20 protein-coding genes are annotated in these 22,600 nt (G+C 69.9%); 4 read left to right on the top strand and 16 right to left on the bottom strand.

Annotated features, from left to right (window positions below):
- Nucleotides 1–22 precede the first annotated feature (22 nt).
- The 6 genes from thiD to egtB all read right to left on the bottom strand — a co-directional run bounded on the left by thiD (nt 23) and on the right by egtB (nt 6,436).
- Nucleotides 23–838 (bottom strand): bifunctional hydroxymethylpyrimidine kinase/phosphomethylpyrimidine kinase, encoded by an 816-nt coding sequence (thiD, locus tag FBZ83_RS16205; RefSeq protein WP_186466107.1) that lies wholly within the window; start codon nt 836–838, stop codon nt 23–25.
- 41 nt (nt 839–879) lie between these two features.
- Entirely contained in the window at nt 880–2,247 is a 1,368-nt protein-coding gene (glmM, locus tag FBZ83_RS16200; RefSeq protein WP_145684802.1) for a phosphoglucosamine mutase, read from the bottom strand.
- Nucleotides 2,248–2,376: 129 nt separating this feature from the next.
- Nucleotides 2,377–3,537, bottom strand: a complete 1,161-nt coding sequence (gene folP / locus FBZ83_RS16195; RefSeq protein ID WP_145684799.1) for a dihydropteroate synthase — start codon at nt 3,535–3,537, stop codon at nt 2,377–2,379.
- A 119-nt stretch (nt 3,538–3,656) separates the two neighbouring features.
- Nucleotides 3,657–4,115 (bottom strand): hemerythrin domain-containing protein, encoded by a 459-nt coding sequence (locus FBZ83_RS16190; RefSeq protein ID WP_014240091.1) that lies wholly within the window; start codon nt 4,113–4,115, stop codon nt 3,657–3,659.
- A gap of 78 nt (nt 4,116–4,193) precedes the next feature.
- On the bottom strand, nt 4,194–5,180 hold the full coding sequence (egtD, locus tag FBZ83_RS31475; protein ID WP_186466106.1) for an L-histidine N(alpha)-methyltransferase: 987 nt from the start codon (nt 5,178–5,180) through the stop codon (nt 4,194–4,196).
- Entirely contained in the window at nt 5,180–6,436 is a 1,257-nt protein-coding gene (gene egtB, locus FBZ83_RS31470) for an ergothioneine biosynthesis protein EgtB (protein WP_186466105.1), read from the bottom strand. The genes egtD and egtB overlap by 1 nt, the downstream gene beginning before the upstream one ends.
- A gap of 179 nt (nt 6,437–6,615) precedes the next feature.
- Between egtB and FBZ83_RS16180 the strand changes: the two genes are divergently transcribed.
- Nucleotides 6,616–7,770 (top strand): SDR family oxidoreductase, encoded by a 1,155-nt coding sequence (locus tag FBZ83_RS16180; protein WP_145684791.1) that lies wholly within the window; start codon nt 6,616–6,618, stop codon nt 7,768–7,770.
- 8 nt (nt 7,771–7,778) lie between these two features.
- Here the strand turns inward: FBZ83_RS16180 and FBZ83_RS16175 are convergent, their stop codons facing one another.
- The 4 genes from FBZ83_RS16175 to FBZ83_RS16160 all read right to left on the bottom strand — a co-directional run bounded on the left by FBZ83_RS16175 (nt 7,779) and on the right by FBZ83_RS16160 (nt 13,889).
- Nucleotides 7,779–10,589, bottom strand: a complete 2,811-nt coding sequence (locus FBZ83_RS16175; RefSeq protein WP_247888324.1) for a bifunctional diguanylate cyclase/phosphodiesterase — start codon at nt 10,587–10,589, stop codon at nt 7,779–7,781.
- 142 nt (nt 10,590–10,731) lie between these two features.
- Nucleotides 10,732–11,238, bottom strand: a complete 507-nt coding sequence (locus FBZ83_RS16170; RefSeq protein WP_145684789.1) for a hypothetical protein — start codon at nt 11,236–11,238, stop codon at nt 10,732–10,734.
- Nucleotides 11,239–11,310: 72 nt separating this feature from the next.
- Nucleotides 11,311–12,918 carry an MBL fold metallo-hydrolase gene (locus tag FBZ83_RS16165; protein WP_145684787.1) on the bottom strand — a complete coding sequence of 536 codons (1,608 nt, stop codon included), beginning with the start codon at nt 12,916–12,918 and terminating at the stop codon, nt 11,311–11,313.
- A 77-nt stretch (nt 12,919–12,995) separates the two neighbouring features.
- Nucleotides 12,996–13,889 carry a ribose-phosphate diphosphokinase gene (locus tag FBZ83_RS16160; RefSeq protein WP_145684785.1) on the bottom strand — a complete coding sequence of 298 codons (894 nt, stop codon included), beginning with the start codon at nt 13,887–13,889 and terminating at the stop codon, nt 12,996–12,998.
- A gap of 206 nt (nt 13,890–14,095) precedes the next feature.
- Here FBZ83_RS16160 and FBZ83_RS16155 point away from each other — a divergent pair, with 206 nt between their 5' ends.
- Together FBZ83_RS16155 and FBZ83_RS16150 are read left to right on the top strand one after the other, a co-directional pair.
- Nucleotides 14,096–14,980 (top strand): GGDEF domain-containing protein, encoded by an 885-nt coding sequence (locus FBZ83_RS16155; RefSeq protein ID WP_186466104.1) that lies wholly within the window; start codon nt 14,096–14,098, stop codon nt 14,978–14,980.
- Nucleotides 14,981–15,047: 67 nt separating this feature from the next.
- Nucleotides 15,048–15,599, top strand: coding sequence for an NUDIX domain-containing protein (locus tag FBZ83_RS16150; protein WP_145684781.1), 552 nt, complete (start codon nt 15,048–15,050; stop codon nt 15,597–15,599).
- Nucleotides 15,600–15,615: 16 nt separating this feature from the next.
- Here the strand turns inward: FBZ83_RS16150 and FBZ83_RS16145 are convergent, their stop codons facing one another.
- Together FBZ83_RS16145 and FBZ83_RS16140 are read right to left on the bottom strand one after the other, a co-directional pair.
- Nucleotides 15,616–16,212 (bottom strand): hypothetical protein, encoded by a 597-nt coding sequence (locus FBZ83_RS16145; RefSeq protein ID WP_145684779.1) that lies wholly within the window; start codon nt 16,210–16,212, stop codon nt 15,616–15,618.
- 68 nt (nt 16,213–16,280) lie between these two features.
- The gene (locus tag FBZ83_RS16140; RefSeq protein ID WP_145684777.1) at nt 16,281–16,760 is read right to left on the bottom strand and encodes a hypothetical protein; all 480 of its coding nucleotides are present in this window, start codon (nt 16,758–16,760) and stop codon (nt 16,281–16,283) included.
- A 278-nt stretch (nt 16,761–17,038) separates the two neighbouring features.
- On the opposite strand from FBZ83_RS16140, the gene FBZ83_RS16135 reads away from it, so the two are divergent.
- On the top strand, nt 17,039–17,449 hold the full coding sequence (locus tag FBZ83_RS16135; protein WP_145684775.1) for a hypothetical protein: 411 nt from the start codon (nt 17,039–17,041) through the stop codon (nt 17,447–17,449).
- Nucleotides 17,450–17,527: 78 nt separating this feature from the next.
- On the opposite strand, the gene FBZ83_RS16130 is transcribed toward FBZ83_RS16135, so the two are convergent.
- The 4 genes from FBZ83_RS16130 to FBZ83_RS16115 form a co-directional block, all read right to left on the bottom strand.
- Nucleotides 17,528–18,604, bottom strand: coding sequence for a BMP family ABC transporter substrate-binding protein (locus tag FBZ83_RS16130; protein WP_137115912.1), 1,077 nt, complete (start codon nt 18,602–18,604; stop codon nt 17,528–17,530).
- 94 nt (nt 18,605–18,698) lie between these two features.
- Nucleotides 18,699–19,631, bottom strand: a complete 933-nt coding sequence (locus FBZ83_RS16125; protein WP_109072739.1) for an ABC transporter permease — start codon at nt 19,629–19,631, stop codon at nt 18,699–18,701.
- A complete protein-coding gene (locus tag FBZ83_RS16120) occupies nt 19,628–20,728 on the bottom strand; it encodes an ABC transporter permease (protein WP_038528467.1) in 1,101 nt (366 codons plus the stop codon). Before FBZ83_RS16120 ends, FBZ83_RS16125 begins: the two co-directional genes overlap by 4 nt.
- Nucleotides 20,729–20,857: 129 nt before the next feature.
- Nucleotides 20,858–22,405: an ABC transporter ATP-binding protein gene (locus tag FBZ83_RS16115; protein WP_145684773.1), complete on the bottom strand. Its 1,548-nt coding sequence runs from the start codon at nt 22,403–22,405 to the stop codon at nt 20,858–20,860.
- Between the last annotated feature and the right edge of the window lie 195 nt (nt 22,406–22,600).

The following is a 22,600-nucleotide window of genomic DNA, read 5'->3' as shown; positions in this document are numbered from 1 at the left end:
GAGAAGCGGAAAGGCCGCGCCCTTACGGGAACGGCCGGACCGTGTGCAGATGGTTCAGCGGGCCGTGGCCATGGCCGAAACCGGGGGCGGAGCGGATGGCCTCGTCCACATAGGCACGGGCGCGGGCCACCGAATCACGCACGGTCAATCCCTGGGCGATGCCGGCGGCGATGGCCGAGGCCAGGGTGCAGCCGGTGCCGTGGGTGTGCGGGGTGTGGATGCGCCGCCCTTCGAACACCTCCTCGCCGTCCTCGGTGAGCAGCAGGTCGCACAGCCGCTCGTCCTCCAGATGGCCGCCCTTCAGCAGGACGGCCTTCGGCCCGAAGGTGCGGATCAGCTCGGCGGCGCGGCGCATGTCGTCCAGGTTGCGCACCGGGATGTCGGTCAGCGCCTCGGCCTCCGGCAGGTTGGGGGTGACCAGCTCCGCATGGGGCAGCAGGCGCTTGCGCAGGGTCTGCACGGCGTCCGGCTCCAGCAGGAAATGGCCGCTCTTCGAAACCATCACCGGATCGACGACCAGCGGAACGTTGATGGCCCGCGCCTCATACTCGCCGGCCACCGCCTCGATGACGGCGGCGGTGGCGAGCATGCCGATCTTGATGCTGTCGGCCCCGAGATCCTCCAGCACCACCTTCATCTGCAGGGCGACGAAGGCCGGGTCCACCGGCAGCACACCATAGACCCCCGTCGTGTTCTGCGCGGTCAGCGCCGCGATGGCGGTCATGGCGAAGGCGTTCAGCGCGCTGACCGCCTTGATGTCCGCCTGGATGCCGGCACCGCCGCCGGAATCGGATCCGGCGACGATGAGAACACGGCCGTTGATCGGGTGGGCCTGCATCGGGATTGCTTCCGTCTGGTCGTCTGGTTGGAGGGTTGGCCTTAGGAGGCGGTCTCCAGCCGGGCGGCGTCCATGATGGCGCCGGCAATATCGGCCACCACCGCGTGCACCAGCCCTTCGTCGTCGCCTTCCGCCATGACGCGGATCACCGGCTCGGTCCCCGACTTGCGGATCAGGATGCGTCCCGACCCGTTCAGCCGCGCCTCGCCGTCGCGGATCGCCGCCTGGACGGAGGCGATCTCCAACGGCTTCGACCCGGCGGCGAAGCGGACGTTGGTCAGCTTCTGCGGAACCGGGGCGAAGACCTGGCAGACCTCGCTGGCCGCCCGGCCGCCGGACTGGATCAGCACCGCCAGGACCTGGAGTGCGGCGATCAGCCCGTCGCCGGTCGTGGAGTAATCGGACAGCACGACGTGCCCCGACTGCTCCCCACCGACGTTGTAGCCGTGCTCGCGCATATGTTCCACCACATAGCGGTCGCCGACCGGCGTGCGGACCAGAGCGATGCCCAGCCCCTGGAGATGGCGCTCCATGCCCAGGTTGGACATCACCGTGGCGACCACGCCGCCGCCCTTCAGCGTCTGCGCCTGCGCCCAGGAGGAGGCGATGAGCGCCATCACCTGGTCGCCGTCGACGACGCGCCCGGCCTCGTCGACCATGATCAGGCGGTCGGCGTCGCCGTCCAGCGCGATGCCCAGATGGGCGCCGTGCGCCACCACCTGCTCCTGCAGGGTGCGGGTGGCGGTGGCGCCGCAATCCTTGTTGATGTTCAGGCCGTCCGGGTTGACCCCGACCGGGATCACGTCGGCCCCCAGCTCGTACAGCACCTTCGGGGCGACGCGGTAGGCGGCGCCGTTGGCGCAGTCCACAACGATCTTCAGCCCGTCGAGCCGCAGGCCGCGTGGGAAGGTGTTCTTCACATACTCGATGTAGCGGCCCGTCGAATCCTCCAGGCGGGAGGCGCGGCCGAGATCGGCGGAACCGGCGAGGTCCGGCGCGAAGGGCTGGCCCATGCGCGTCTCGATGGCGATCTCCACCGCGTCCGACAGCTTGTAGCCGTCCGGTCCGAACAGCTTGATGCCGTTGTCCTGGTACGGGTTGTGCGAGGCGGAGATCATCACGCCGAGATCGGCGCGCAGCGAGCGCGTCAGCATGGCGACGGCGGGCGTCGGCACCGGGCCGAGCAGCACCACGTCCATGCCCATGGAGATGAAGCCCGCGGTCAGCGCCGGCTCCAGCAGATAACCCGACAGGCGGGTGTCCTTGCCGATCACCACGCGGTGCCGGTGGTCGCCCCGGCGGAACTGCAGGGCGGACGCCATCGCGACGCGCAGGGCGGTTTCCGCCGTCATCGGATCGATGTTGGCGGTGCCGCGGATGCCGTCGGTGCCGAACAGGTGTCGCGTCATGAAAACCCTCGGGAATGGCCCAGTCACTGTACCGCAATCGCGGATGTGTGAAAATGTCATCGCTTGGCGCGGGGGGCACGGTCAAGAACCCTTCCGCGCAGACGCCAAAGGGTTACACGGGCCATGCGATCACGGCACCCGTGCGGGATGCAGCCCCTCCCAGACGGCGCGCGCCTGGACCGTTTGGGGAACGTCATGCACACGCAGGATCTGCGCGCCCTGATTCAGCGTTTCCAGACCGGCGGCCAGCGATCCGGGCAGCCGTTCCTTGGGCGGCTCGTTCCGCGACAGCTTGCCGATCAGCGTCTTGCGCGACAGCCCGATCAGCAGGGCGCAGCCCAGCCCATGATACAGGGCGGTGTGGCGCAGGATGGCGAGATTGTGCTCCACCGTCTTGCCGAAGCCGATCCCGGGATCGACGGCGATGCGCTCCAGCGCCACCCCGGCGGCGCGGCAGGCCTCCACCCGCTCCTCCAGCCAATCGAAGACGTCGAGCGCCGCGTCCTCATAGACCGGGTTCTGCTGCATGGTGCCGGGTTCGCCCCGCATGTGCATGACCACCACGGGGGCCGCCTTCTCCGCCACCAGCGGCAGCGCGCCGGGGTCGCGCAGCCCGGCCACGTCGTTGATCAGCGCCGCCCCGGCGTCAAGCGCCGCGCGCATCACCCGCGCGTGCCGCGTGTCCACCGAGACCACGGCGCCCTTGGCCGCGAAGTGGCGGACCACCGGCAGGACGCGGGCCTCCTCCTCCTCCGGCGACACGGGGGCGGAACCGGGACGGGTGGATTCGCCGCCGACGTCCAGCAGGTCGGCCCCGGCCTCCAGCATCGCTTCGCCATGGGCGATGGCCGCCTTGGCGTCGAAGAAGTCGCCGCCGTCGGAGAAGCTGTCGGGCGTCACGTTGACGATGGCCATGATCTGCGGGCGCCCAAGGTCCAGACCCCCGAACGGCACCCGCCCACGGGTCAGCGCGCCCAGCCGCTGGTCGAGGCTCTGCGCGACGGCGGTCCCGCGCTCCCACCCCCAGGCCATGATCTCGGTCAGCGGCGCGAAGGCCCGCTCGATCCGCGCACCATGCCGGACGATCAGTTCGGCGGTGGCGAAGGCGAAGCGCCCGCCAGCCAGCGGCACCGCCGCCCCGGCGCTCCAGGCGGCGATGGGCAGCAGCCCGACCGGCCGCAGATAGACGCGGACGCCGCCCTCCCCCGCCCAGGGCGCGAAGGAGGCGAGCGAGCCGGCGGCGGACTTCGGGGCGGGTTTGGCGATCGGGGTCTTTGCGATCGGTGGCATGGCGACGGTTCGTGCAGCGGAACGGAAGACCGCAGCCTGTCACGCCGGGAAGCCCCGGCGCAAGAGACTGCGGTCCATTGTTTCACCGTAACGCCGTCGCGTTTGGCGTTATGCGCTTGTCACGCGCTCTTGGGCAGCGGGGCCAGGGCGGCCAGCATCTGCTTCTTGCGCTCGCCGTAGATGCTGCCGAGTTCCTCGGCGCGCTTGTCGTCGAGCGCCTTCTTGGCCTCCTCGAACAGCTCTTCCTCCTCCTCGTCGAGGTGGTGGCGGGTGACCTCGCCCAGCACCTGGAGCTTCGCCTTCCAGGCGGTGCTGTCGGCGGGCATGGCATTCAGCTCGTCGAGGAAGCCGTTGATGATGTGGTGCTCGTTCAGGCCCTCGGTGGTCTCCTGCTTGGTGTTCTTGGCCTTGGACAGCGACTGGTAGAAGACGGCCTCCTCGATCTTGCCATGGGCCCACAGCTCGCGCTGCAGGTCCTCGTAGGCAGCGCGCCCGTCGCCGTCCGCCTTCTCGGCCGCGTCGAGCAGGCGGCGGATGGTGTCGTGGTCCTGCTTGATCCGGTCGAAGATGCTGGTCATCGGTCCTGTCCCGTTGTTGCGGTGTTTCGACCGGACTCAACCCTGGCCCGGATATGGTGTTCCCGGTGCCAAACGGGGTCAGCCATGCCGAACCATCCAGTGCAGGCTGAACAGGCTCCGCTCGTCGGTCCAGCTCTGCTCCGTGCGCCAGCCGGCGCGGGCGGCGAGGCGGCGGAAGCCGGGCACCGAGTATTTGTAGGAGTTCTCGGTGTGGATCGTCTCGCCGCGGGCGAAGCGGATGGGATGGCCGGCGATGCGGACGGTCTGGTCGTCCAGGCTGCGCAGATGCATCTCGATCCGCCCGCGTCCCGTGTCGTAGCGGGCGACATGGGCGAAGCGGTCGAGGTCGAAGGTGCCGTCCAGCTCGCGGTTGATGCGGGCGAGCAGGTTCATGTTGAAGGCGGCCGTCACCCCGCGCGCGTCGTCGTAGGCGGCCTCCAGCACCGCCGGGTCCTTGCGCAGGTCCACCCCGATCAGCAGCCGGGCGCCGGCCCCAAGCCGCCGCCCGAGCGTGTCCAGGAAGGCCATCGCCTCGGCGGGCCGGAAATTGCCGATGGTGCTGCCGGGGAAAAAGGCCATCGTCCGTTCCGGCGCGACGCCCCTCGGCAGCGCGAAGCCCCGCACATAATCGGCGGCCACCGGCACCACCGTCACCGCCGGATAGTCGCCGGCCAGGCGGGCGGCGGCGGCGATCAGATGGTCGCGGCTGATGTCCACCGGCACATACATGGCCGGCGCGTCCAGCGCGTCGAGCAGGATGCGCACCTTGACGCTCGACCCGCTGCCCAGTTCCACCAGGGTGGCGCCGCGCCCGGCGAGAGCGGCGATCTCGTCCGCGCGGTCGTGCAGCAGTGCGGTCTCGGTCCGCGTCGGGTAATACTCGTCGAGCGTGCAGATCGCGTCGAACAGGGCCGAGCCCTCGGCGTCGTAGAAGTACTTGCAGGGGAGGCTCTTGGCCGGGCGGGACAGGCCGTCCAGCACGTCGGCCAGGAACACGTCGTCCGGCGCCGGGGCCTGCGCCGGCCCCTGGGCCAGATGGGCGCGGGCGGCGGAAATTGCGGTCATCAAGCGTCCTCCGCGAGGCGCACGCCGCTGAACATCCAGCGTTGGTGCGGATAGAAGAAATTCCGGTAGGTGGAGCGGACATGGCCGTCCGGCGTGGCGCAGCATCCGCCGCGCAGCACATACTGGTTGGCCATGAACTTGCCGTTGTATTCGCCGACGGCCCCGGCGGCGGGGCGGAAGCCCGGGTAGCCGCTGTAGGCGCTGGCCGTCCATTCCCAGGCGTCGCCGAACATCTGCACGAGGCCCTCCCCCGCCGCGGCGGCGACCGGGCGCAGCAGCCCGCTGCCCAGCGTGTTGCCGGTGGGGGATAGCCCGGCGGCGGCAGTTTCCCATTCGGCCTCGGTCGGCAGGCGCTTGCCGGCCCAGCGGGCGAAGGCGTCCGCCTCGTAAAAGCCGACGTGGCAGACCGGGGCGTCCTCGTCCAGCGGGTGCTCGCCGAGCAGGGTGAACTCCCGCCAGCCGCCATCCTCGCCGCGCCGCCAGTAGGCCGGCACCTCCCAGCCCTCGGCGTTGACCGTGGCCCAGCCGTCGGACAGCCAGAGCGCCGGGTTGCGGTAGCCGCCGTCCTCGACGAAGGCCCGCCACTCCCCGTTGGTCACCAAGCGGGAGAACAGGCGGAAGGGGCGCAGCAGCACCTCGTGCCGCGGCCCCTCGTTGTCGAAGGCGAAGCCCTCGCCCTCATGCCCGACTGCGACGATCCCGCCGTCCACCGCAATCCAGCGCCCCTCATGGGCGCCGCCGCGCAAGGCCGGGCGGTAGGGCCGGTAGGCCGGCGCGACCGGGTTGCAGGAGAACAGGTGCAGCAGGTCCATCAGGATCAGCTCCTGATGCTGCTCCTCATGGGACAGGCCGAGCGTCACCAGCGGAGCCAGCCGTTCGGCGTCGGGCCGCTCCAGCAGGGTCAGCATGGCGGCGTCGACATGGTCGCGGTAGGCCGCCACCTCGGCCACGCCGGGCCGCGTCACCAGACCGCGCCGGGGCCGCGGATGCCGGGCCCCGACGGTTTCGTAATAGGAGTTGAAGAGATAGCCGAAGGCCGGGTCGAAGGCCCGGTAGCCCGGCAGATTCGGGATCAGCAGAAAGGTTTCGAAGAACCACGTCGTGTGGGCCAGATGCCATTTGACCGGGCTGGCGTCCGGCATGGACTGCACCACCTGATCCTCCGGCGACAGCCCGACGGCCAGTTCCGCCGAGGTGGCGCGCACCCGGCGGAATCGGTCGGCGAGTCCGCCGGCTTTGGCGGCTGTTTTGAGCATGGGCGCTGGGTCCTCCCCGCCTGACAGGTCCCGGTAAAGCTGTGCCGCTTCGCCGGCCCGCCAACCCTCCTTTTGGAGTGGCCCGGACGCACCAGCCGTCGGCAACGCTCCGCCGCACCGCCTGTTCACAGCGGATGAGGCACGGATTCCGACGATCGAACGATGGAGGAACGGCACCCATGCAAGCGCGGCTCAAACCCATTGACGAGCAGGTGATCGTCATCACCGGCGCGTCGAGCGGCATCGGGCTGGTCACCGCCCGCATGGCCGCAAGCCAGGGCGCGAAGGTCGTCCTGGCCGCCCGCGACCGCGACGCGCTCGCCCAGGTGGCGGAAGAGATCCGCGCGGAAGGCGGGGACGCGATCCACTGCGTCGCCGATGTGGCCGACGCCGACGCCCTGCGGCGGGTGGCCGACGCAGCGGTCCGCAGCTACGGCCGGATCGACACCTGGGTGAACAACGCCGGCGTGGCGATCATCGGCAAACTTCTGGACACCGCCCCGGACGACCACCGCCGCCTGTTCGAGACGAACTATTGGGGCGTGGTCAACGGCTCGCTGGCGGCCATACCCCACCTGCGTCAGAACGGCGGGGCGCTGATCAACATCGGCAGCGTGCTGTCCGACCGCGCCATCCCGCTCCAGGGCGCCTATGTCGCCACAAAGCACGCCGTGAAGGGCTTCACCGACGCGCTGCGCATGGAGCTGGAGTCGGAGGGCCTGCCCATCTCAGTCAGCCTGATCAAGCCGGCGGCCGTCGACAGCCTGTACGAGGACCACGCCCTGAACCTGCTGGACGCGGAGCCGAGCAACCCGCCCCCGGTATACGCGCCGGAGGTCGTGGCGAAGGCCATCCTGCATTGCGCCCGCCGGCCGATGCGCGACCTTTATGTCGGCGGCGGCGCCAAGCTGTTCGCGCTGGCGGAAACCTTCGCGCCGCGGCTCACCGACCGGATCATGGAGCGGACCCTGCCGCGGGTCATCCGCTCCGGCGGGCTGCTCCGCCCGCGCAACGACGCCCTGCACAGCCACGGCGACGACGGGCGGGAACGCGCCGGCCGGCATCGCTTCGTGCGGGAAACCAGCCTCTACACCGAGGCCAGGATGCATCCCTGGGTCACCGCCGCGGTGGTCGCCGGTTTCGGCGTGCTGGCCGGGGCGGCGCTGGCTCGGGGCTGGGTGCGGAACGAGGAGGCAGCGTCGGGGCTGAACCGGCACCGCCGGTCGATGCGTCGGCATCGGGACCGGATGGACGAGGAAGGGCGAACCATCGGCCACAACGCCAAGCCGGCATGGCAGGCCGCGGAAGAAGGCATGGTCACCTTTCCCCGCTGACCGCCGGTCTACACCGACTCCCTCGCCGCCTCCGTCACGGGAGCGTGGTGGCGCCCGCGGGTGGCGCGCAGCGCCAGGATCGGCTCCAACTCCTCCGCCAGGACGGGGCGGCTGAACAGGTAGCCCTGGAAGCTCTCGCATCTCAGGCTGCGCAGAAGCTGGAGCTGCGCCTCCGTCTCCACGCCCTCGGCGACCACCGACAGGCCCAGGCTGCGGCCCAGCCCGACGATGGCGCGCGGGATGGAGTCGCCGGTTCCATCCTGCTCCAAATCGTGGATGAAGGACCGGTCGATCTTCAGCTTGTCGATCGGGAAACGGTGCAGATAGCTGAGAGACGAATAGCCGGTGCCGAAATCGTCCAGCGCGATCAGGCAGCCGCGCTGCTTCAGCGCGCGCAGCGTCGCGATGGCCGAGGGGATGTCGTCGATCAGGGTGCCCTCGGTGACCTCGATCTCCAGCTCCCAGCCCTGGAGGCCGTTGCGGTCCAGCGCGGCGCCCACCTTGGCGGGAAGCTGCCCGTCGCGGAACTGCTGGGCGGAGACGTTGACGGCGACCGGCACCGTCAGGCCGATCTGGTCGTGCCAGCGGCGGATCTGGGCGCACACCTCGTCCAGCACCCAATCGCCGATGGCCTGGATCAGGCCGGTCTCCTCGGCCACGGGCAGGAAGCGGTTCGGCATGATGAGGCCGGCTTCCGGATGGCGCCAGCGCAGCAGAGCCTCCACTCCGACCACGAGGTCGTCGGAAATGCGCAGCTGCGGCTGGTAGACCAGGAACAGCTCGCGGTTCTGCAGGGCGTGGCGGAGCGCCGCCTCCAGGTCCAGGCGTTCGCGGGACCGCGCCCCCATCTCGCGCGTCACGAAGCGGTAGGCGTTCCGCCCGGCGTCCTTGGCGTTGTACATGGCGATGTCGGCGCAGCGGATCAGCCCCTCGGCATCCTCGGCGTCGTCGGGAAACAGGCTGATGCCGATGCTGGGCGACACCACGAAGTTCCGCCCGCCGATGGCGAAGGGGGTGGCGAGCTGGGCCATCACCTTTTCCGCCACCGCGGCGGCGACGCCCGGCGTCGGGATGTTCGGGACGACGATCAGGAACTCGTCGCCGCCCAACCGGCCCACCGTGTCCGACGGGCGCATCGCCCCGTGCAGCCGCCGCGCCACCGACCGCAGCACCTCGTCGCCAAAGGAATGGCCCAGGCTGTCGTTGATGATCTTGAAGCGGTCCAGATCGATGAACAGCACGGCGACCCGCGCACCGTCGCGTCGCGCCTCGCGGGCCGCCTGGGCGATACGGTCGAACAGCAGGACGCGGTTGGGCAGGCCGGTCAGCGGGTCGTAATGGGCCAGATAGTGGACGTGCTGCTCGGCCCGCCGCTTGTCGCCGACATCCTCGACGAAGGCCATGACGAAGGGCGGATCGCCGGGGGTGGACACCGGCTGGAGATGGAGGGAAAAGTGGCTGTGCCGCCCCCCGGCCATCAGCAGGCGGTCGACCTCCAGCCGCAGGCTCTCCCCGGCGATCGCGGAGTCGATGGCGGCGGTCACCGCCGGGTCCGGCGCGCGCAGCCTCATGTCCGTTCCGACCAGCGCGTCGCGCGCCACCCCGACCGTGCGGGCGAAGGCGGGGTTGCAGTCGGTGATCCGGCCGTCCGGCCCGACGAGGGCGATGCCCAGCGGCGCCTGGTTGAACAGCAGGTCCAGTTCCGTCTCGCGGCGGCGCAACGAGGCGGTGATGCGCCTTGCGATCACCAGCGCCCGGTGCCGCGTCGCCGCCAGCGCCCACAGCAGGGCCGACAACAGCAGGCTGAGCGACAGCCCGGCCGCCAGGACCAGCGTCGGCTTCCAAGGATCCAGCCCCTCCTCGAAACTCGACCGGCTTTCGTACTGGACCGCCCAGACGCGGTTGAGCAGGGCAAGGTCGCGGCTTGTGCTCAGCAACGGCCGGTCCGGCGACTCCGGGCGGCTGCGGTAGAGCGGGAACTCCCCCCGCCCTTCGAACACCGTCGCCGCGACGTCGCCCATCCGGCCGAACACGGACTCGGCCAGCGGAGCCACCTGGATCGGCGTCATCACCAGACCGGCGAAGCTCGCCCGCCGCTGCTCCAGCGTGGCCGGGCTGCGCCCGTCGCGGTAGACGGCCTGGAAGACGATGACGGCCGGCGGTGACGGCTCACCCTCGTCGAGCTTCAGGCCGGCGGTGCGGACGATTGTCGGCTCGCCGCTGTCCCGCGCCTGCTCGGCGGCGGCGCGACGCACCGGCTCCGCCAGCAGATCGTAGCCGAGCGTGCGCAGCGTGCGTTCGTTGACCGGGGCGGCGTACAGCGTGACGAGCCGCATCGGACCGGCCGTGTCCGGCCAGATGCGGAAACCGCGCAGCCCGTCCATCCGGGCCTCCGTCACCAGCTCCGGTCCGGTCCATTGGTCGGCGACCCGCGCGAAGGCGACGGCACCGATCGCGGGAAAACGCTCGGCCAGATGCAGCCCGTCGACGAAGCGGTTCCATTCGGCGCGCTTCACCTCCGGGTAGGCGGTGAACAGGGCGGCCGCGGAGCGCGTCACCTGCACGTAGGCCTGGATCTGACTCTCGAAACGGCGATGCAGCTCCTCCACCCGCAAGGCGAACCGGCCCTCGGCCTCCGCGGCGACGCGCTGGCGGCTGTCCTGCCAGACCAGAGCGGTCAGAAGAAGTGCCGCCAGCAGAACCAGAAGGGGGAGGCGCTTGGGAATGGCCACCGCACCGGCGGTGGAAGCGGCCATGGAATCGGTGATGGTCTCGCCCGGCGCAAGGTCAATCGGATCGGGGCTGGAAGACCTCTGCATGGGGCCGTACCGAAGCTGCCTGTGACGCCGCGCCCCGGATTCCGACCGTCGGGACAACGCGCGCCGGTAGACCTTAACCAGATTGGGCCCGTGCGAGAAGCGTATAAATCAGGGCGAAATCGCCCGAAGCGTGCGATGGCCTTCAAAACTCCTGCAACACCTTGGGGCTGTTCTGCAAAAGCGTGTCGATCATGCGCAGGATCTGCTCGATCTTGGTGCGCGTGGCGTCCAACTCGTCGGCGGTCTTGTCGTCGATGCCCGCCTCCATCAGCATCATGTCGAAGGCGTTCAGCGTCTCCGAAAAGGCCTTCTGTTCCGCCTGGAGCACGTCGAAGGCGCCGAGCGAGCTGGTCAGCGCCAGCGGCGGATCGCTGACGAAGGCGTAGCTGATGTCGGTGAAATGGGCGATGGCCGTCAGCTTCTGCCGGATCACCCATTGCGGGAAGTTCGGCGGCAGGTCGTTCCCCGTCTCGGGCAGGCGCTCCTGGATGGAGAAGACCAGCCCCTGGATGTCCAGATAGGCGTTCCGGATCTCGCGGAAATGGGGAAAGGTCTTGGGCTTGCCGGCGTTGCGGACGCGGCCCAGCCGGGCGTTGTCGTCGGTCAGCTTGCGCGCCATCTGGACCACGATGTTCGCCACCTTCCCCATCGCCCCGTCATCCTTTTGTTTCGCGGCTGTCATCGATCTATAGCACGCGCCGCCCGGCCCGGGGCAGGACGTTCACGTCGCCGGCCGCTCCGGCGCCTGCGGCAGGCGGTCGCCCATTCCGCGGAGCAGCGCCTCGCGCGCCGCGTCGTCGGGGGCGGCGTCGAGCGCCCGGTGCAGGTCGAGCAGGAAGGCGGCGTAGCGGTTGTGCCAGTCCCGTTTGGCGGCCACCGCCTCCGGCTCCAGCCGTGGTGGACCGCCCTGGGCCTCGGCCGGCTCCCGGACCGGGACGGCGGCGCTCAGGTCGGCCACCTCGTCCAGCTCGGGCAGGCGGATCAGCGCCGGATCCCAGCCGCGGCGGACCAGCGCGTCGCGCAGGCCGGCGCGGGCGTCCTCCTCGCCATGCACCAGGAACAGGCCGCGCTTCACGCCCTGCCGCGCCGCCACCCAGGCCAGCAGGCTGCTGCGGTCGGCGTGGCCGGAATAGACGTCCAGCGACCGGATGCGGGCGCGCACCGCGATCTCCTCCCCATGGATGCGGACGGTGGCCGCCCCCTGCTGCAACAGGTGGCCCAGCGTACCCGGCGCCTGATAGCCGACCAGCAGGACCGTGGCCTCCGGGCGCCACAAGTGGTTCTTCAGGTGATGGCGGATGCGCCCGGCGTCGCACATGCCGCTGGCCGCCATGATGATGGCGCCACCCTTGATCGCGTTGAGCTTTTGGCTCTCCACGACGGAGCGCACACGGTGCAGGTTGGGCCGGGCGAAGGGATCGCCCCCGGTGCCGAGATCGGCCAGATGGCGGCGGAACACCCCGGTGACGGAGTCGGCCAGCGGCGAGTCGAGAAACACGTCGACCAGCGGAATTTCGCCACGGTCGAACAGCCGGTGCAGGTCGTAGAGCAGCTCCTGCGTGCGTTCCACCGCGAAGGCCGGGATCAGCAGCGGGCCGCCCGCGGCGAGCGCCGCACGCACCTCGTCGCGCAGCAGGGCCTGCCGCTCGGCCTCGCCCACCTCGACCCGCTCGCGGTTGCCGTAGGTGGTCTCCAGCACCATCCAGTCGGGCCGCGGCGGCCCCTCCGCGTCGGCGTGGAAGGATTTGCCGCCCGGCCCGAGGTCGCCGGAGAACAGGATCGTCTCCGCCGTCCCGCCGCGCGTCACCTCCAGCTCCACCGATGCCGAGCCGAGGATGTGGCCGGCCTGCCAGAAGCGGGCGCGGATGCCGGGCAGCACCTTCACCCACTCCCCGTAATCGACCGCGTGCAGATGGCGGATGGCCGCCTGGGCGTCGGCCTGGGTGTAGATCGGCTCCACCGCCGGGCGCCCGCGCTGGCGGTTGCGGCGGTTCAGCCGCTCGACTTCCGTCTCCTGGATGTAGCCGCTGTCGGGCAGCATGTAGGCCAGCAGGTCGGCGGTGCCGGCGGTGGTGTGCACCCGCCCCTTGAAGCCCTGGCGGACCAGCTTCGGCAGCAGGCCGGAATGGTCGATGTGCGCGTGGGTCAGCAGCACCGCCTTCACGGCGGACGGCTTGAAGGGGAAGGGCCGGTAATTCAGCTCCTTGACCGTCTTGGTGCCCTGGAACAGGCCGCAGTCGATCAGCAGGTCGCCGTCGCCGGTCCGGATGCGGAAGCAGGAGCCGGTGACCGTGCCGACGGCGCCGTGGAAGGTGAGGGACAGTGTCATGGCGAAACCCCGCCTTGTTGTGCCCTGTCCCTCTATCCTGCCCGACGAAGGGTTACCGGCCCGTCAACAGGGGGCCATCAACAGGAGGCTGCCAGAGCGTCGGCGATCAGCCGGGCGAGCGGCAGGGCGTTGCTGGGGTGCGGAACCCCGTCGCAGGACAACGGCGCTCCCAGACCTTCGGATTGGAAACGGGCGGCCACCGCCGCGTCGAACAGAGCGTGGACCCCGAACACGCGGACCGATGCCGCGCCCGCAGCCCGTGCGGCCCGCGCGCAGGAGAAGATGGTCTCGCCGGAGCTGATGACGTCGTCGACGATCACCACCGGCCGCCCGGCCAGGGGCGCATCGGCGGGCAGGGTCACCGTCACGTCACGGTCGCCGCGACGCTCCTTGCGCCCGACCAGGGCGGTGAGGCTGAGCGGCCCGGCCACCGCCTCGACCAGCGGAGCGGCCTCCTCGTCCGGGCCGACGATCACGGTGTCGGGCGCGGCCCCGTCCTGGCGCAGCCGCTCGGCGATGGCCCCGGCGCCGCTGAGGCAGACGGACGGACGCCCGACGAACACCTCGTCCAGCGTGTGGGTGCGGTGCAGGTGCGGCTCCACGCAGACGAAGCGGTCGTACAACCGGCCCAGCCAGTCGCCCACCACCGTCTGGCTGACCGGCTCGCCGGGGCGGAACACCGCGTCCTGGCGCATGTAGGCCATGTAGGGGGCGACGAGGCACAGCTCCGTGGCGCCCTGGCGGCGCAGGACGGAGGCGGCCAGCGTCAGTTCCACCAGCTTGTCGTTCGGGCGATCAAGCGAGCGGTAGACCACCGCCCGTTCCACGGCTTCGGGAAGGCGGACGAGGCTTTCGCCGTCGGGAAAGCGGTGCAGTTCGGCGATGTGGCAGGGAACGTTCAGAGCCTCGGCCAGACGCCGCGCGCCGTCGGCCGACTCCGGAAATCCGTAGACGCCCGTGTAGCGGGCCATGCTGTCCCCTCTCGCGTTGCGCGCCCGGACTTGGGCGCCCCGTTTCGGCCCGTACTATGCCGCAAGGGGCGCAGCGCCGCGACCACGACCTTAGGCGCAACGTTACCGTGAAGGCGATAGGACGGCAGAGGTGAACACCCACAAATGACACCGTGGACGCCCGCCAATCATTGACCGCAGACGAAGGTATGAGGCAGTTTCCCGCCATGCGCGTGCTCATTGCCGACGATACGGTCCTGATGCGCACCATGCTCTCGGAGCAGGTGGCGTCCTACGGGCATGAGGTCATCCTGGCCAGGGATGGCCGGGAAGCGCTGAATCTTGCCCAGGCCGAACCCTTCGACATCGCCATCATCGATTGGGAAATGCCTCGGCTGTCGGGGCTGGAGGTGTGCTGGCTTCTGAAGGCCGATCCGCGCACCGCCTACAGCTACCTGATCCTGATGACGTCCCATGATGAACCCTTCTATGAGATGAAGGCGCTGGACGCCGGAGCGGACGACTTCATCCACAAGCCGGTCAACCGCGCCCACCTCAAGGCGCGGCTGAAGGCGGGCGGCCGCATCACCGAAATGCACCGTTTGCTGGTTGCTCAGGCGCAGACCGACCCGCTGACCGGCGTCGCCAACCGGCGGGCCCTTCTGGACCGTGCGGGTGAGGAGATCCGACGGGCGCAACGGTCACGGCAACCTCTGTGCCTGCTGATCGCCGACATCGACCATTTCAAACGCATCAACGACAGCCGCGGCCACGCCGCCGGCGACGAGGCCTTGCAGCGCTTCGTCCGGACACTGGACGGCGCCCTGCGCCCCGGCGACCTGATCGGGCGCTACGGCGGGGAGGAGTTCGTGGTTCTGCTTCCCAACACCGCGCTGGCGGATGCGTCGGCCGTGGCGGAGCGCTTGCGCCAGCGCGTCGCCGCGCAGGAGATGGGGCCGGACGGCGATTCGTTCCACATGACCGCCAGCTTCGGCGTCGCGCCCGTCGCGCCGGACGCCCCCGGCGGCATCGACGACGCGCTCCGGGTGGCCGACGCCGCGCTGTATCGGGCGAAGGCCGAAGGGCGGAACCGCGTGGTCCCTTCTCCTTAGACCGTTCACGCCGTGCCTCTCCCGCCCGTCTCCGGCAGCGAAGCCAACGGGATGCGGAGAAGAGGCGATGCGCCATGTCCATGTGGCGTTTCTGGAGGGGACGAAGGTCCTGATCGTCCGGCGGCGCGAGGTCAGCACGTGGTGGGGGCGCAGCCCGGCGGAGCCGCGCGTCGTCGACGCCGCGGGCCAATGGGCGGTTCCCGGCGGCGGCTACGAGAGCGTCACCAGCCCGCTCGCAGCGCTCCAACGCCTGTTCCACGAGCAGACCGGCCTCGCTTTCCCCGACTCCCGCTCGGCGGAACCCTGGCGGCCCACCTCGCGGAGCTTCACGCTGTATTTCGTCCCGGTGACCGGGCTGGAGTCGCTGGCCTCGGCGATCACCCTGCGGGCCGCACAATCCGCCGTCACACCCGGACGCCCGGCGGGCGGCGCCATCGTGAACTGGGAGTTGGCCTCCGCCCACGTCGTGCCGCTCGCCAAGGTGGTCGCCCATCTGGGGGTGCGCCAGCCGGTCTCGCACGAGAATCAGCTCGCCATCACCCGACAGGCGATGCGCTCGCCCTCCTCCCAGTCGATCGAGCGCTACGCGACCATGGCCGCGATCATCGCCCTGCAGTGAGCCCGCCGCCGCGGTCTCAGCTTTTGCTGTCGCCAGGCGGGGTGCGGACGGCGGTGGCGGCGAGATACTGGGCCGCCGTGCGCAGCAGGAATTCCGCCACCGCCATGTCGCCGAGGTCGCGGTCGGGGCCGCCCAGCCGGTGGCGGCGGTCCGCGTCGATCAAACCGGTGGCGATCACCTGCGCGGTCAGCCACGCGCGCTGCTCCTCATCCGGCACCCCGGCCATGCGCTCCAGCATCGCGTTGCAGGCGTGGTCGATCGTTCCCAGGCCGGGCCGGTCGGACGACAGGTAGCTGGTCTCGTTGCGCGGCGCCGGCTCCCCGACGTAGGAACGGGCGAGCAGCGCCGTCTCCAGGGTCAGCCGGAAGGCCGTGCGGCGCGGTCGCCCCTTCCGCCGCAGGCGCAGCGCCATCATGGTGAAGAGTTGGGCAACGGCCTCCACCCGCTCCGGCGGCACCTCGTCGAGGATGTCGACGATCTCGGCGCTGACGGCGTTGCGCGGCGCCGACTCGCCGGGCCGCACCACCGCGGTGGCGAAAACGGCGATCAGGGTGCGCAGGGCGTCGGCCTGCTCCACGGGAGAGATGCGGCCGATCTGGGCGGGGTCGAACATGGGGGCGCTCCGCTCTGGCTGGGAGGAATCAACAACTCCTTCCAGACATGTTGGAACGCGGGGGACGGTCAGGAATCCCCCTCCTTCGGATCGATGGTCTCCGCCCGACGGCTGATCAGCTGGTAGAGCCCGAGCCCAAGCACCATGAAGACGATGACCATCAGGAGGATGGCCGGATACACCATGTCGCTCATCTGCGAGGTCCGCGCCTCGAACACCAGCACCAGCCCTTCCAGGCTGGCGGCGATGATGATGGTGGTCAGGAACTTGGTCAGGGTGCGCCGCGCCTCGTCGGCGTGGCGCAACTCGCGGTCGTGCTCCAGCTCCTCCTCATAGAGATACTTGGCGATCTCGAAGACGGCGATGGCCAGCACGATCATGCCGACGCCGTCCAGCAGCCCGTGGGTCGTCGCCTCGATGTCGAGGAGCAGAAGGCTGTGGAACACCGAATAGGCGGCCACGCCGATGAACACCAGGGCGAACAGCATCAACACGCCGGTCGCCAGGAAATACATGACCCGCGACGCCTTCCGGAATCCGTTCCCCACGATGCGCTTCCCTTTCCGACGCGAGAGCCTGTCCTGCGGCTGTCAACGCGTCGTCCCGGCTTTCGGACCGCAGCCTTGCGGGTCACCCCGGAAGGGAAGGTGGAACCGCAGGGCCGGCGGTGTGTTTGAATTTAGGCAGCACAGGGGATTGTGCCTCCTCGACAGGCTCCGCCGCGCTCCCTGAAGCGGCGGAGCCTTTCTTTTCCTGCCCCTTGTCTTCTCCCGCCCCTTGCGTTTATGGCTGCGGTGCCGGACCACGCCGACCACGGAACCGCCCCATGCCCGAGACGCCGCCCCCTTCCGCCGAGTCCCTGCACGCCCTGCTGGACCGTTATCTGCGTTGCCCGTCCGAGCCGCTGCGCGGCGAGTTGAACGCGGCGCTGACCGCCTTCCAGACGGCCTGGATACACGCCCGCGCCGGGCAGGATGCCCCGACGGCGCCCCCGCCCACCCCCGCCGCACCCAAACGTGCCCCGGCGAAGCCGAAATTCCCGATCGCCGCCGCCGATCTGGCGGTGCTGGAAAAGATGGCCGAGGGCTGGGTCCCCACCGCGGCCGAGGTCCCCCGCTGGGTCTGGTTCGAGAACCGGGAGCTGGTGACGATGGAGCCCAACCCCGCCGGAAGCGGGCCGGAGGTGATGCGTCTCGCCCCCGCCGGCTGGGCCGCGCTGGGCCGCCCGCCGGGCTGAGCAGCCGCCCATAAAAAGCGGGCAACAAAAAAAGGGAGGCCGGAGCCTCCCTTTTCTCACTTGGTGACCGGTTCCGGCTTACTTCGGAACCTTGCCCTGCACACCCTCGACGTACCAGTCCATCTTCAGGATCTGCTCGTCGGTGGCCTGCTTGCCCTCGGCGATCACGACCTTGCCGGACTGGTCCTTCACCGGGCCCTGGAAGGAGTGGCGCTTGCCTTCCATGATGTCGGTGCGGGTCTTCTCGGCCGCCGCGACGACGTCCGCCGGGAGAGCCGGGTTGTAGGGGGCCAGGAACAGCATGTGGTCCTTGAAGCCGCCCCAGGTGTCCTGCGACTTCCAGGAGCCGTCCAGCGCCGCCTTGACGCGGTTCACGTAATACTCGCGCCAGTCGTCGACGATGGCGGTCAGGTGCGCCTTCGGGCCGAAGCGGGTCATGTCCGACGACTGGCCGAACACCCACAGGCCGCGCTCCTGCGCGACCTGGATGGCCGCCGGGCTGTCGGTGTGCAACGAGATCACGTCGGCGCCCTGGTCGATCAGCGCCTTGGCGGCCTCGGCTTCCTTGCCGGGGTCGTACCAGCTGTTCACCCAGACGACGCGCACCTCGGCCTTCGGGTTCACCTCGCGCATGGCGATGGTGAAGGCGTTGATGCCGCTGACGACCTCGGGGATCGGGAAGGAGCCGATGTAGCCGATGATGTTCGACTTGGTCATCTGGCCGGCGATCTGGCCGATGACCGTGCGGGCCTCGTAGAAGCGCGCGGAATAGGTGGCGACGTTGGCCGAGCGCTTGTAGCCGGTGGCGTGCTCGAACTTCACGTCGGGATGGCGCTGCGCGACCTTCAGCGTCGGGTTCATGAAGCCGAAGGAGGTCGTGAAGATCAGCTTGTGGCCGGAGGAGGCCAGCTGCTCGATCACGCGCTCGGCGTCGGCGCCCTCGGGGACGTTCTCGACGAAGGTGGTGGTGACCTTGTCGCCCAGCTCCTTCTCCACGGCCAGACGGCCCTGGTCGTGCTGGTAGCTGTAGCCGTGGTCGCTGATCGGACCGACATAGACGAAGCCGACCTTCATCTTCTCCTGCGCGTCGGCCGCGCCGACGCCCAGCGCCAGCATGGCGGCGCCGGTGGCCAGACCCATCAGGGCCTTGCCCATGGTCCTTCTGTTCACGTGTTTGCTCCCTGATCCATTTGATTGAGCACGAACGTAAGACTTGCGAACATCCCGGAGCCTGTCAGGCATCGGCCCATCAGGCGTCCGGATGGAAAACCTTGCCGAGGCTGGCCGGCGCGTTCAGCCGGATACGGGCGACATCCCGTGAAATCACCACCAGGACGATGACGGTAGCCAGATAAGGCAGCATCGACAAGAGTTGTGACGGAATGTCGATTCCCAGCCCCTGGACGTGGAGCTGCGCGATGGTCACCCCGCCGAACAGCCAGGCGCCGAGCAGCACGCGGCCCGGCTTCCAGGTGGCGAAGACCACCAGCGCCAGCGCGATCCAGCCGCGCCCGGAGGAGATGCCCTCCGCCCACATCGGCGTGTAGTCGAGCGACAGGAAGGCCCCGCCCATGCCGCTCATGGCGCCGCCGAACAGCACGGCGAGGAAGCGGATGCGGATGACCTTGTAGCCGAGCGCGTGGGCCGCCGCGTGGTTCTCGCCGACCGCGCGCAGGATCAGCCCCTTGCGCGTGGCGTAGAGGAACCAGTGCACCGCCGGCACCGCCGCCAGCGCCAGATAGACCAGCGCGTCCTGCCCGAACAGCGCCTTGCCGATCACCGGCAGGTCGGTCAAGCCGGGGATGTAGAGCTCCGGCACGTCGGCGATGGGGATGCCGACGAAGCCCTGGCCGATCAGCGCCGACAGGCCGACGCCGAACAGCGTCAGCGCGAGGCCGGTCGCCACTTGGTTGGCCAGCAGGAGCAGGGTCAGCACGCCGAACAGCGCCGCCATGCCCGCCCCCGCCGCCGCACCCGCGACGAAGCCCAGCGTGGAGCTGCCGGTCTGCACCGCCACGGCGAAGCCGCAGACGGCGCCCACCAGCATCATGCCCTCGACGCCCAGATTCAGGACGCCGGATTTCTCCACCACCAGCTCGCCGAGGGCTGCGAACAGCAGCGGCGTGGCGGCGGCCAGCATGGCCGCCAGGATCGGGCCGAGAAGGGCGAGTTCGGCGCTCATGCCGCGGCCCTCCCCACCCCAGACCCGGCAGCGCCTTTCGCGCCGAAGCGCACGCGGTAACGGATCAGCACGTCGGTCGCCAGCAGGAAGAACAGCAGCATGCCCTGGAACACGCCGGTGATGGCCTTGGGCAGGCCAAGCGCGATCTGCGCCGCCTCGCCGCCGATGAAGGACAGCGCCATCAGGAAGCCGGCCAGCAGGATGCCCACCGGGTGCAGCCGCCCCAGGAAGGCGACGATGATGGCGGTGTAGCCGTAGCCGGGGGAGATGGTCGGGTTCATCTGCCCGATCGGCCCGGCGACCTCGCCCAGACCGGCCAGACCGGCCAGCGCGCCGGACAACAGCAGCGTCAGCCAGATGATCTTCTTCTGGTTGAAGCCGGCATAGCCCGCCGCCGTCGGAGTCAAGCCGATGACCTTGATCTGGAAGCCGATGAAGGTCCGCGCCATCAGGAACCAGCCCGCCGCCACCGCCAGCAGGGCGAACAGCGACCCCAGATGCACGCGCGTCCCGGCGACCAGCAGCGGCAGCACCGCGTCGGCCTCGAACAGGCGGGATTCCGGGAAGGCGAAGCCGTCGGGATCGCGGTAGGGGCCGTGCATCAGGTAGTTCAGCAGATGCAGCGCCACATAGTTCAGCATCAGGCTGGTCAGGATCTCGCTGGCGTTGAAGCGCACCCGCAGGAAGGCGGGGATCGCCGCCCACAGAGCGCCGCCGGCCATGCCCGCGACGATCATCAGCGGCAGCAACCACCAGCCGCCCTCGCCGTAGAAGGCCAGCGCCAGACCGCCGCCGGTGATGGCGCCGAGCGTGAGCTGCCCCTCGGCACCGATGTTCCAGACGTTGGCGCGGAAGCCGATGGCCAGCCCGATGGCGCAGAGCACCAGCGGGGTCGCCTTGACCGCCAGCTCACCCAGGCCGCGCAGCGACATCAGCGGCGCGATGAAGAAGGCGTGCAGCGCCTTCACCGGGTCGAAGCCCATGGCCCAGAACAGCAGGAAGCCGCTGACGAGCGTGAGCGCGACCGCCAGCAGCGGCGTGGCGTAGACCATCGCGCGCGACGCCTCGCCGCGGGGTTCGAGACGGAGGAGGGTCATGCCCCGGCCCCCTCCCCAACCCTCCCCCGCCGTTGGCGGGAGAGGGAGCAGGTGCCGTGGCGGCGCAATCCCCTCTCCCGCGCCAGCGGGGGAGGGTTAGGGAGGGGGCTCGCAAGCGTCATCACATCCTCACACCGCACGGTCCACCTCATCCTCGTCGGGCGGGTGGTTGAACAGGCCGCCCATCAGCAGGCCGATCTCCTCCACGCTGGTGTGGTGGGTGGGGCGGCTCTCCGACAAATGGCCGTGGAACAGCACCGCGATGCGGTCGCTCAGCACGAACAGCTCGTCCAGGTCCTGGCTGATGACCAGGACGGCGGCTCCGGAGCGCGCCAGATCGATCAGCGCCCGGTGGATCGCCGCCGCGGCCCCCGCGTCCACGCCCCAGGTCGGCTGGCCAACCACCAGCAGGCGCGGCTTCTGAAGAATCTCGCGGCCGATGATGAATTTCTGGAGGTTGCCGCCCGACAGCGACCGCGCCTCTGCCCGGTGGCCGTGGGTGACCACGTTGAAGGCGCCGATGATCCGCTCGGCGTAGGAGCGCGCGCGCCCGAAATGGACCAGCCCGCTGCGCACCAGCGGCTCGCGGGCGTAGCCGGAGAGCAGCGCGTTCTCCGACAGGCTCAATTCCGGCACGGCGCCGCGGCCCAGCCGCTCCTCCGGCACGAAGGCGAGGCCGAGCAGGCGCCGCTCGCGCGGGCCGAGATGGCCGGCGGGCCGCCCCTCGATGGCGACGGACGCCGGGTCCGGCACCAGCGCCTCGCCGCTCAGCGCGGCCATCAGCTCCGCCTGGCCGTTGCCGGCCACACCGGCAATGCCCATGATCTCGCCGGCCCGCACCTCGAAGGACACGTCCTTCAGGTTGGTGGCGAAGGGGTTGTCGGAGGTGGTGGAGAGGTTCCGCACCTGCAGCTTCGGCGCCCCGGCCTCGCCCTGCGGCAGCCGCTCCGGAGTCGACAGCTCGGTGCCGATCATCATTTCGGCGAGGCTGCGCGCGGTTTCCTTGCGCGGGTCGCAGCTTCCCACGACGCGCCCACCGCGCAGCACCGTGGCGGTGTCGCAGAGCGCGCGGATCTCCTCCAGCTTGTGGCTGATGTAGAGGATCGTGCAGCCCTCCGCCGCCAGCCGGCGCAGCGTCTCGAACAGGCGGGTCGCCTCCTGCGGCGTCAGGACCGACGTCGGCTCGTCCATGATGAGCAGCTTGGGGTCCTGCAGCAGGCAGCGCACGATCTCCACCCGCTGCCGCTCGCCGACCGACAGGTTGTGGACGTGGCGGCGCGGGTCCAGCGACAGGCCGTAGCGCTCCGACACCTCGGCGATGCGCGCCGACAGCGCGTCCATCGGGCCGGGCTGGTCGAGGCCGAGCGAGATGTTCTCGGCGACCGTCAGCGTGTCGAACAGCGAGAAATGCTGGAACACCATGCCGATGCCCAGCCGGCGGGCGCCCGCCGGATCGGGAATGTGCGTGTCCTGCCCGTTCCACAAAATCCGGCCGGCGTCGGCGTGCAGCACGCCGTAGATGATCTTCACCAGCGTCGACTTGCCGGCGCCGTTCTCGCCCAGCAGCGCGTGGATCTCGCCCGGCCGGAGGACGAGATCGACCTGATCGTTCGCCAGACAGCCCGGAAAGCGCTTGGTGATGCCGCGCAGTTCGAGCCGGTGCGGAGGGGATGACACGGATGGGGAATCCAAGGAGACGGACCGGGTAGGGGTGAAGTCGGCAGGGCATTGCCAAAGCCATGCCACTTTCGGAGAGTCTTGCCCGTCAAGGCTGTTCGCCGTCAACAGGGGAAGCGGTTGCCCAGCCTGCGGTCATTCGCCCCGTTTCGGGCGCCTGTCGCAGCCCAACAAAGCGGCAGATGACCCAACAAA

This window comes from Azospirillum brasilense (assembly GCF_007827815.1).
Taxonomy (GTDB): domain Bacteria; phylum Pseudomonadota; class Alphaproteobacteria; order Azospirillales; family Azospirillaceae; genus Azospirillum; species Azospirillum brasilense_C.
Note: the sequence above shows the minus strand (reverse complement) of the source record. Positions and strands in the feature narration are given on the sequence as shown.

What these genes read in the sequence shown, in the direction of transcription:
- thiD (WP_186466107.1), bottom strand. Translation starts at nt 838, where the DNA reads ATGCAGGCCCACCCGATCAACGGCCGTGTTCTCATCGTCGCCGGATCC.
- glmM (WP_145684802.1), bottom strand. Translation starts at nt 2,247, where the DNA reads ATGACGCGACACCTGTTCGGCACCGACGGCATCCGCGGCACCGCCAAC.
- folP (WP_145684799.1), bottom strand. Translation starts at nt 3,537, where the DNA reads ATGCCACCGATCGCAAAGACCCCGATCGCCAAACCCGCCCCGAAGTCC.
- FBZ83_RS16190 (WP_014240091.1), bottom strand. Translation starts at nt 4,115, where the DNA reads ATGACCAGCATCTTCGACCGGATCAAGCAGGACCACGACACCATCCGC.
- egtD (WP_186466106.1), bottom strand. Translation starts at nt 5,180, where the DNA reads ATGACCGCAATTTCCGCCGCCCGCGCCCATCTGGCCCAGGGGCCGGCG.
- egtB (WP_186466105.1), bottom strand. Translation starts at nt 6,436, where the DNA reads ATGCTCAAAACAGCCGCCAAAGCCGGCGGACTCGCCGACCGATTCCGC.
- FBZ83_RS16180 (WP_145684791.1), top strand. Translation starts at nt 6,616, where the DNA reads ATGCAAGCGCGGCTCAAACCCATTGACGAGCAGGTGATCGTCATCACC.
- FBZ83_RS16175 (WP_247888324.1), bottom strand. Translation starts at nt 10,589, where the DNA reads ATGCAGAGGTCTTCCAGCCCCGATCCGATTGACCTTGCGCCGGGCGAG.
- FBZ83_RS16170 (WP_145684789.1), bottom strand. Translation starts at nt 11,238, where the DNA reads ATGGGGAAGGTGGCGAACATCGTGGTCCAGATGGCGCGCAAGCTGACC.
- FBZ83_RS16165 (WP_145684787.1), bottom strand. Translation starts at nt 12,918, where the DNA reads ATGACACTGTCCCTCACCTTCCACGGCGCCGTCGGCACGGTCACCGGC.
- FBZ83_RS16160 (WP_145684785.1), bottom strand. Translation starts at nt 13,889, where the DNA reads ATGGCCCGCTACACGGGCGTCTACGGATTTCCGGAGTCGGCCGACGGC.
- FBZ83_RS16155 (WP_186466104.1), top strand. Translation starts at nt 14,096, where the DNA reads ATGCGCGTGCTCATTGCCGACGATACGGTCCTGATGCGCACCATGCTC.
- FBZ83_RS16150 (WP_145684781.1), top strand. Translation starts at nt 15,048, where the DNA reads ATGCGCCATGTCCATGTGGCGTTTCTGGAGGGGACGAAGGTCCTGATC.
- FBZ83_RS16145 (WP_145684779.1), bottom strand. Translation starts at nt 16,212, where the DNA reads ATGTTCGACCCCGCCCAGATCGGCCGCATCTCTCCCGTGGAGCAGGCC.
- FBZ83_RS16135 (WP_145684775.1), top strand. Translation starts at nt 17,039, where the DNA reads ATGCCCGAGACGCCGCCCCCTTCCGCCGAGTCCCTGCACGCCCTGCTG.
- FBZ83_RS16130 (WP_137115912.1), bottom strand. Translation starts at nt 18,604, where the DNA reads ATGGGCAAGGCCCTGATGGGTCTGGCCACCGGCGCCGCCATGCTGGCG.
- FBZ83_RS16125 (WP_109072739.1), bottom strand. Translation starts at nt 19,631, where the DNA reads ATGAGCGCCGAACTCGCCCTTCTCGGCCCGATCCTGGCGGCCATGCTG.
- FBZ83_RS16120 (WP_038528467.1), bottom strand. Translation starts at nt 20,728, where the DNA reads ATGACCCTCCTCCGTCTCGAACCCCGCGGCGAGGCGTCGCGCGCGATG.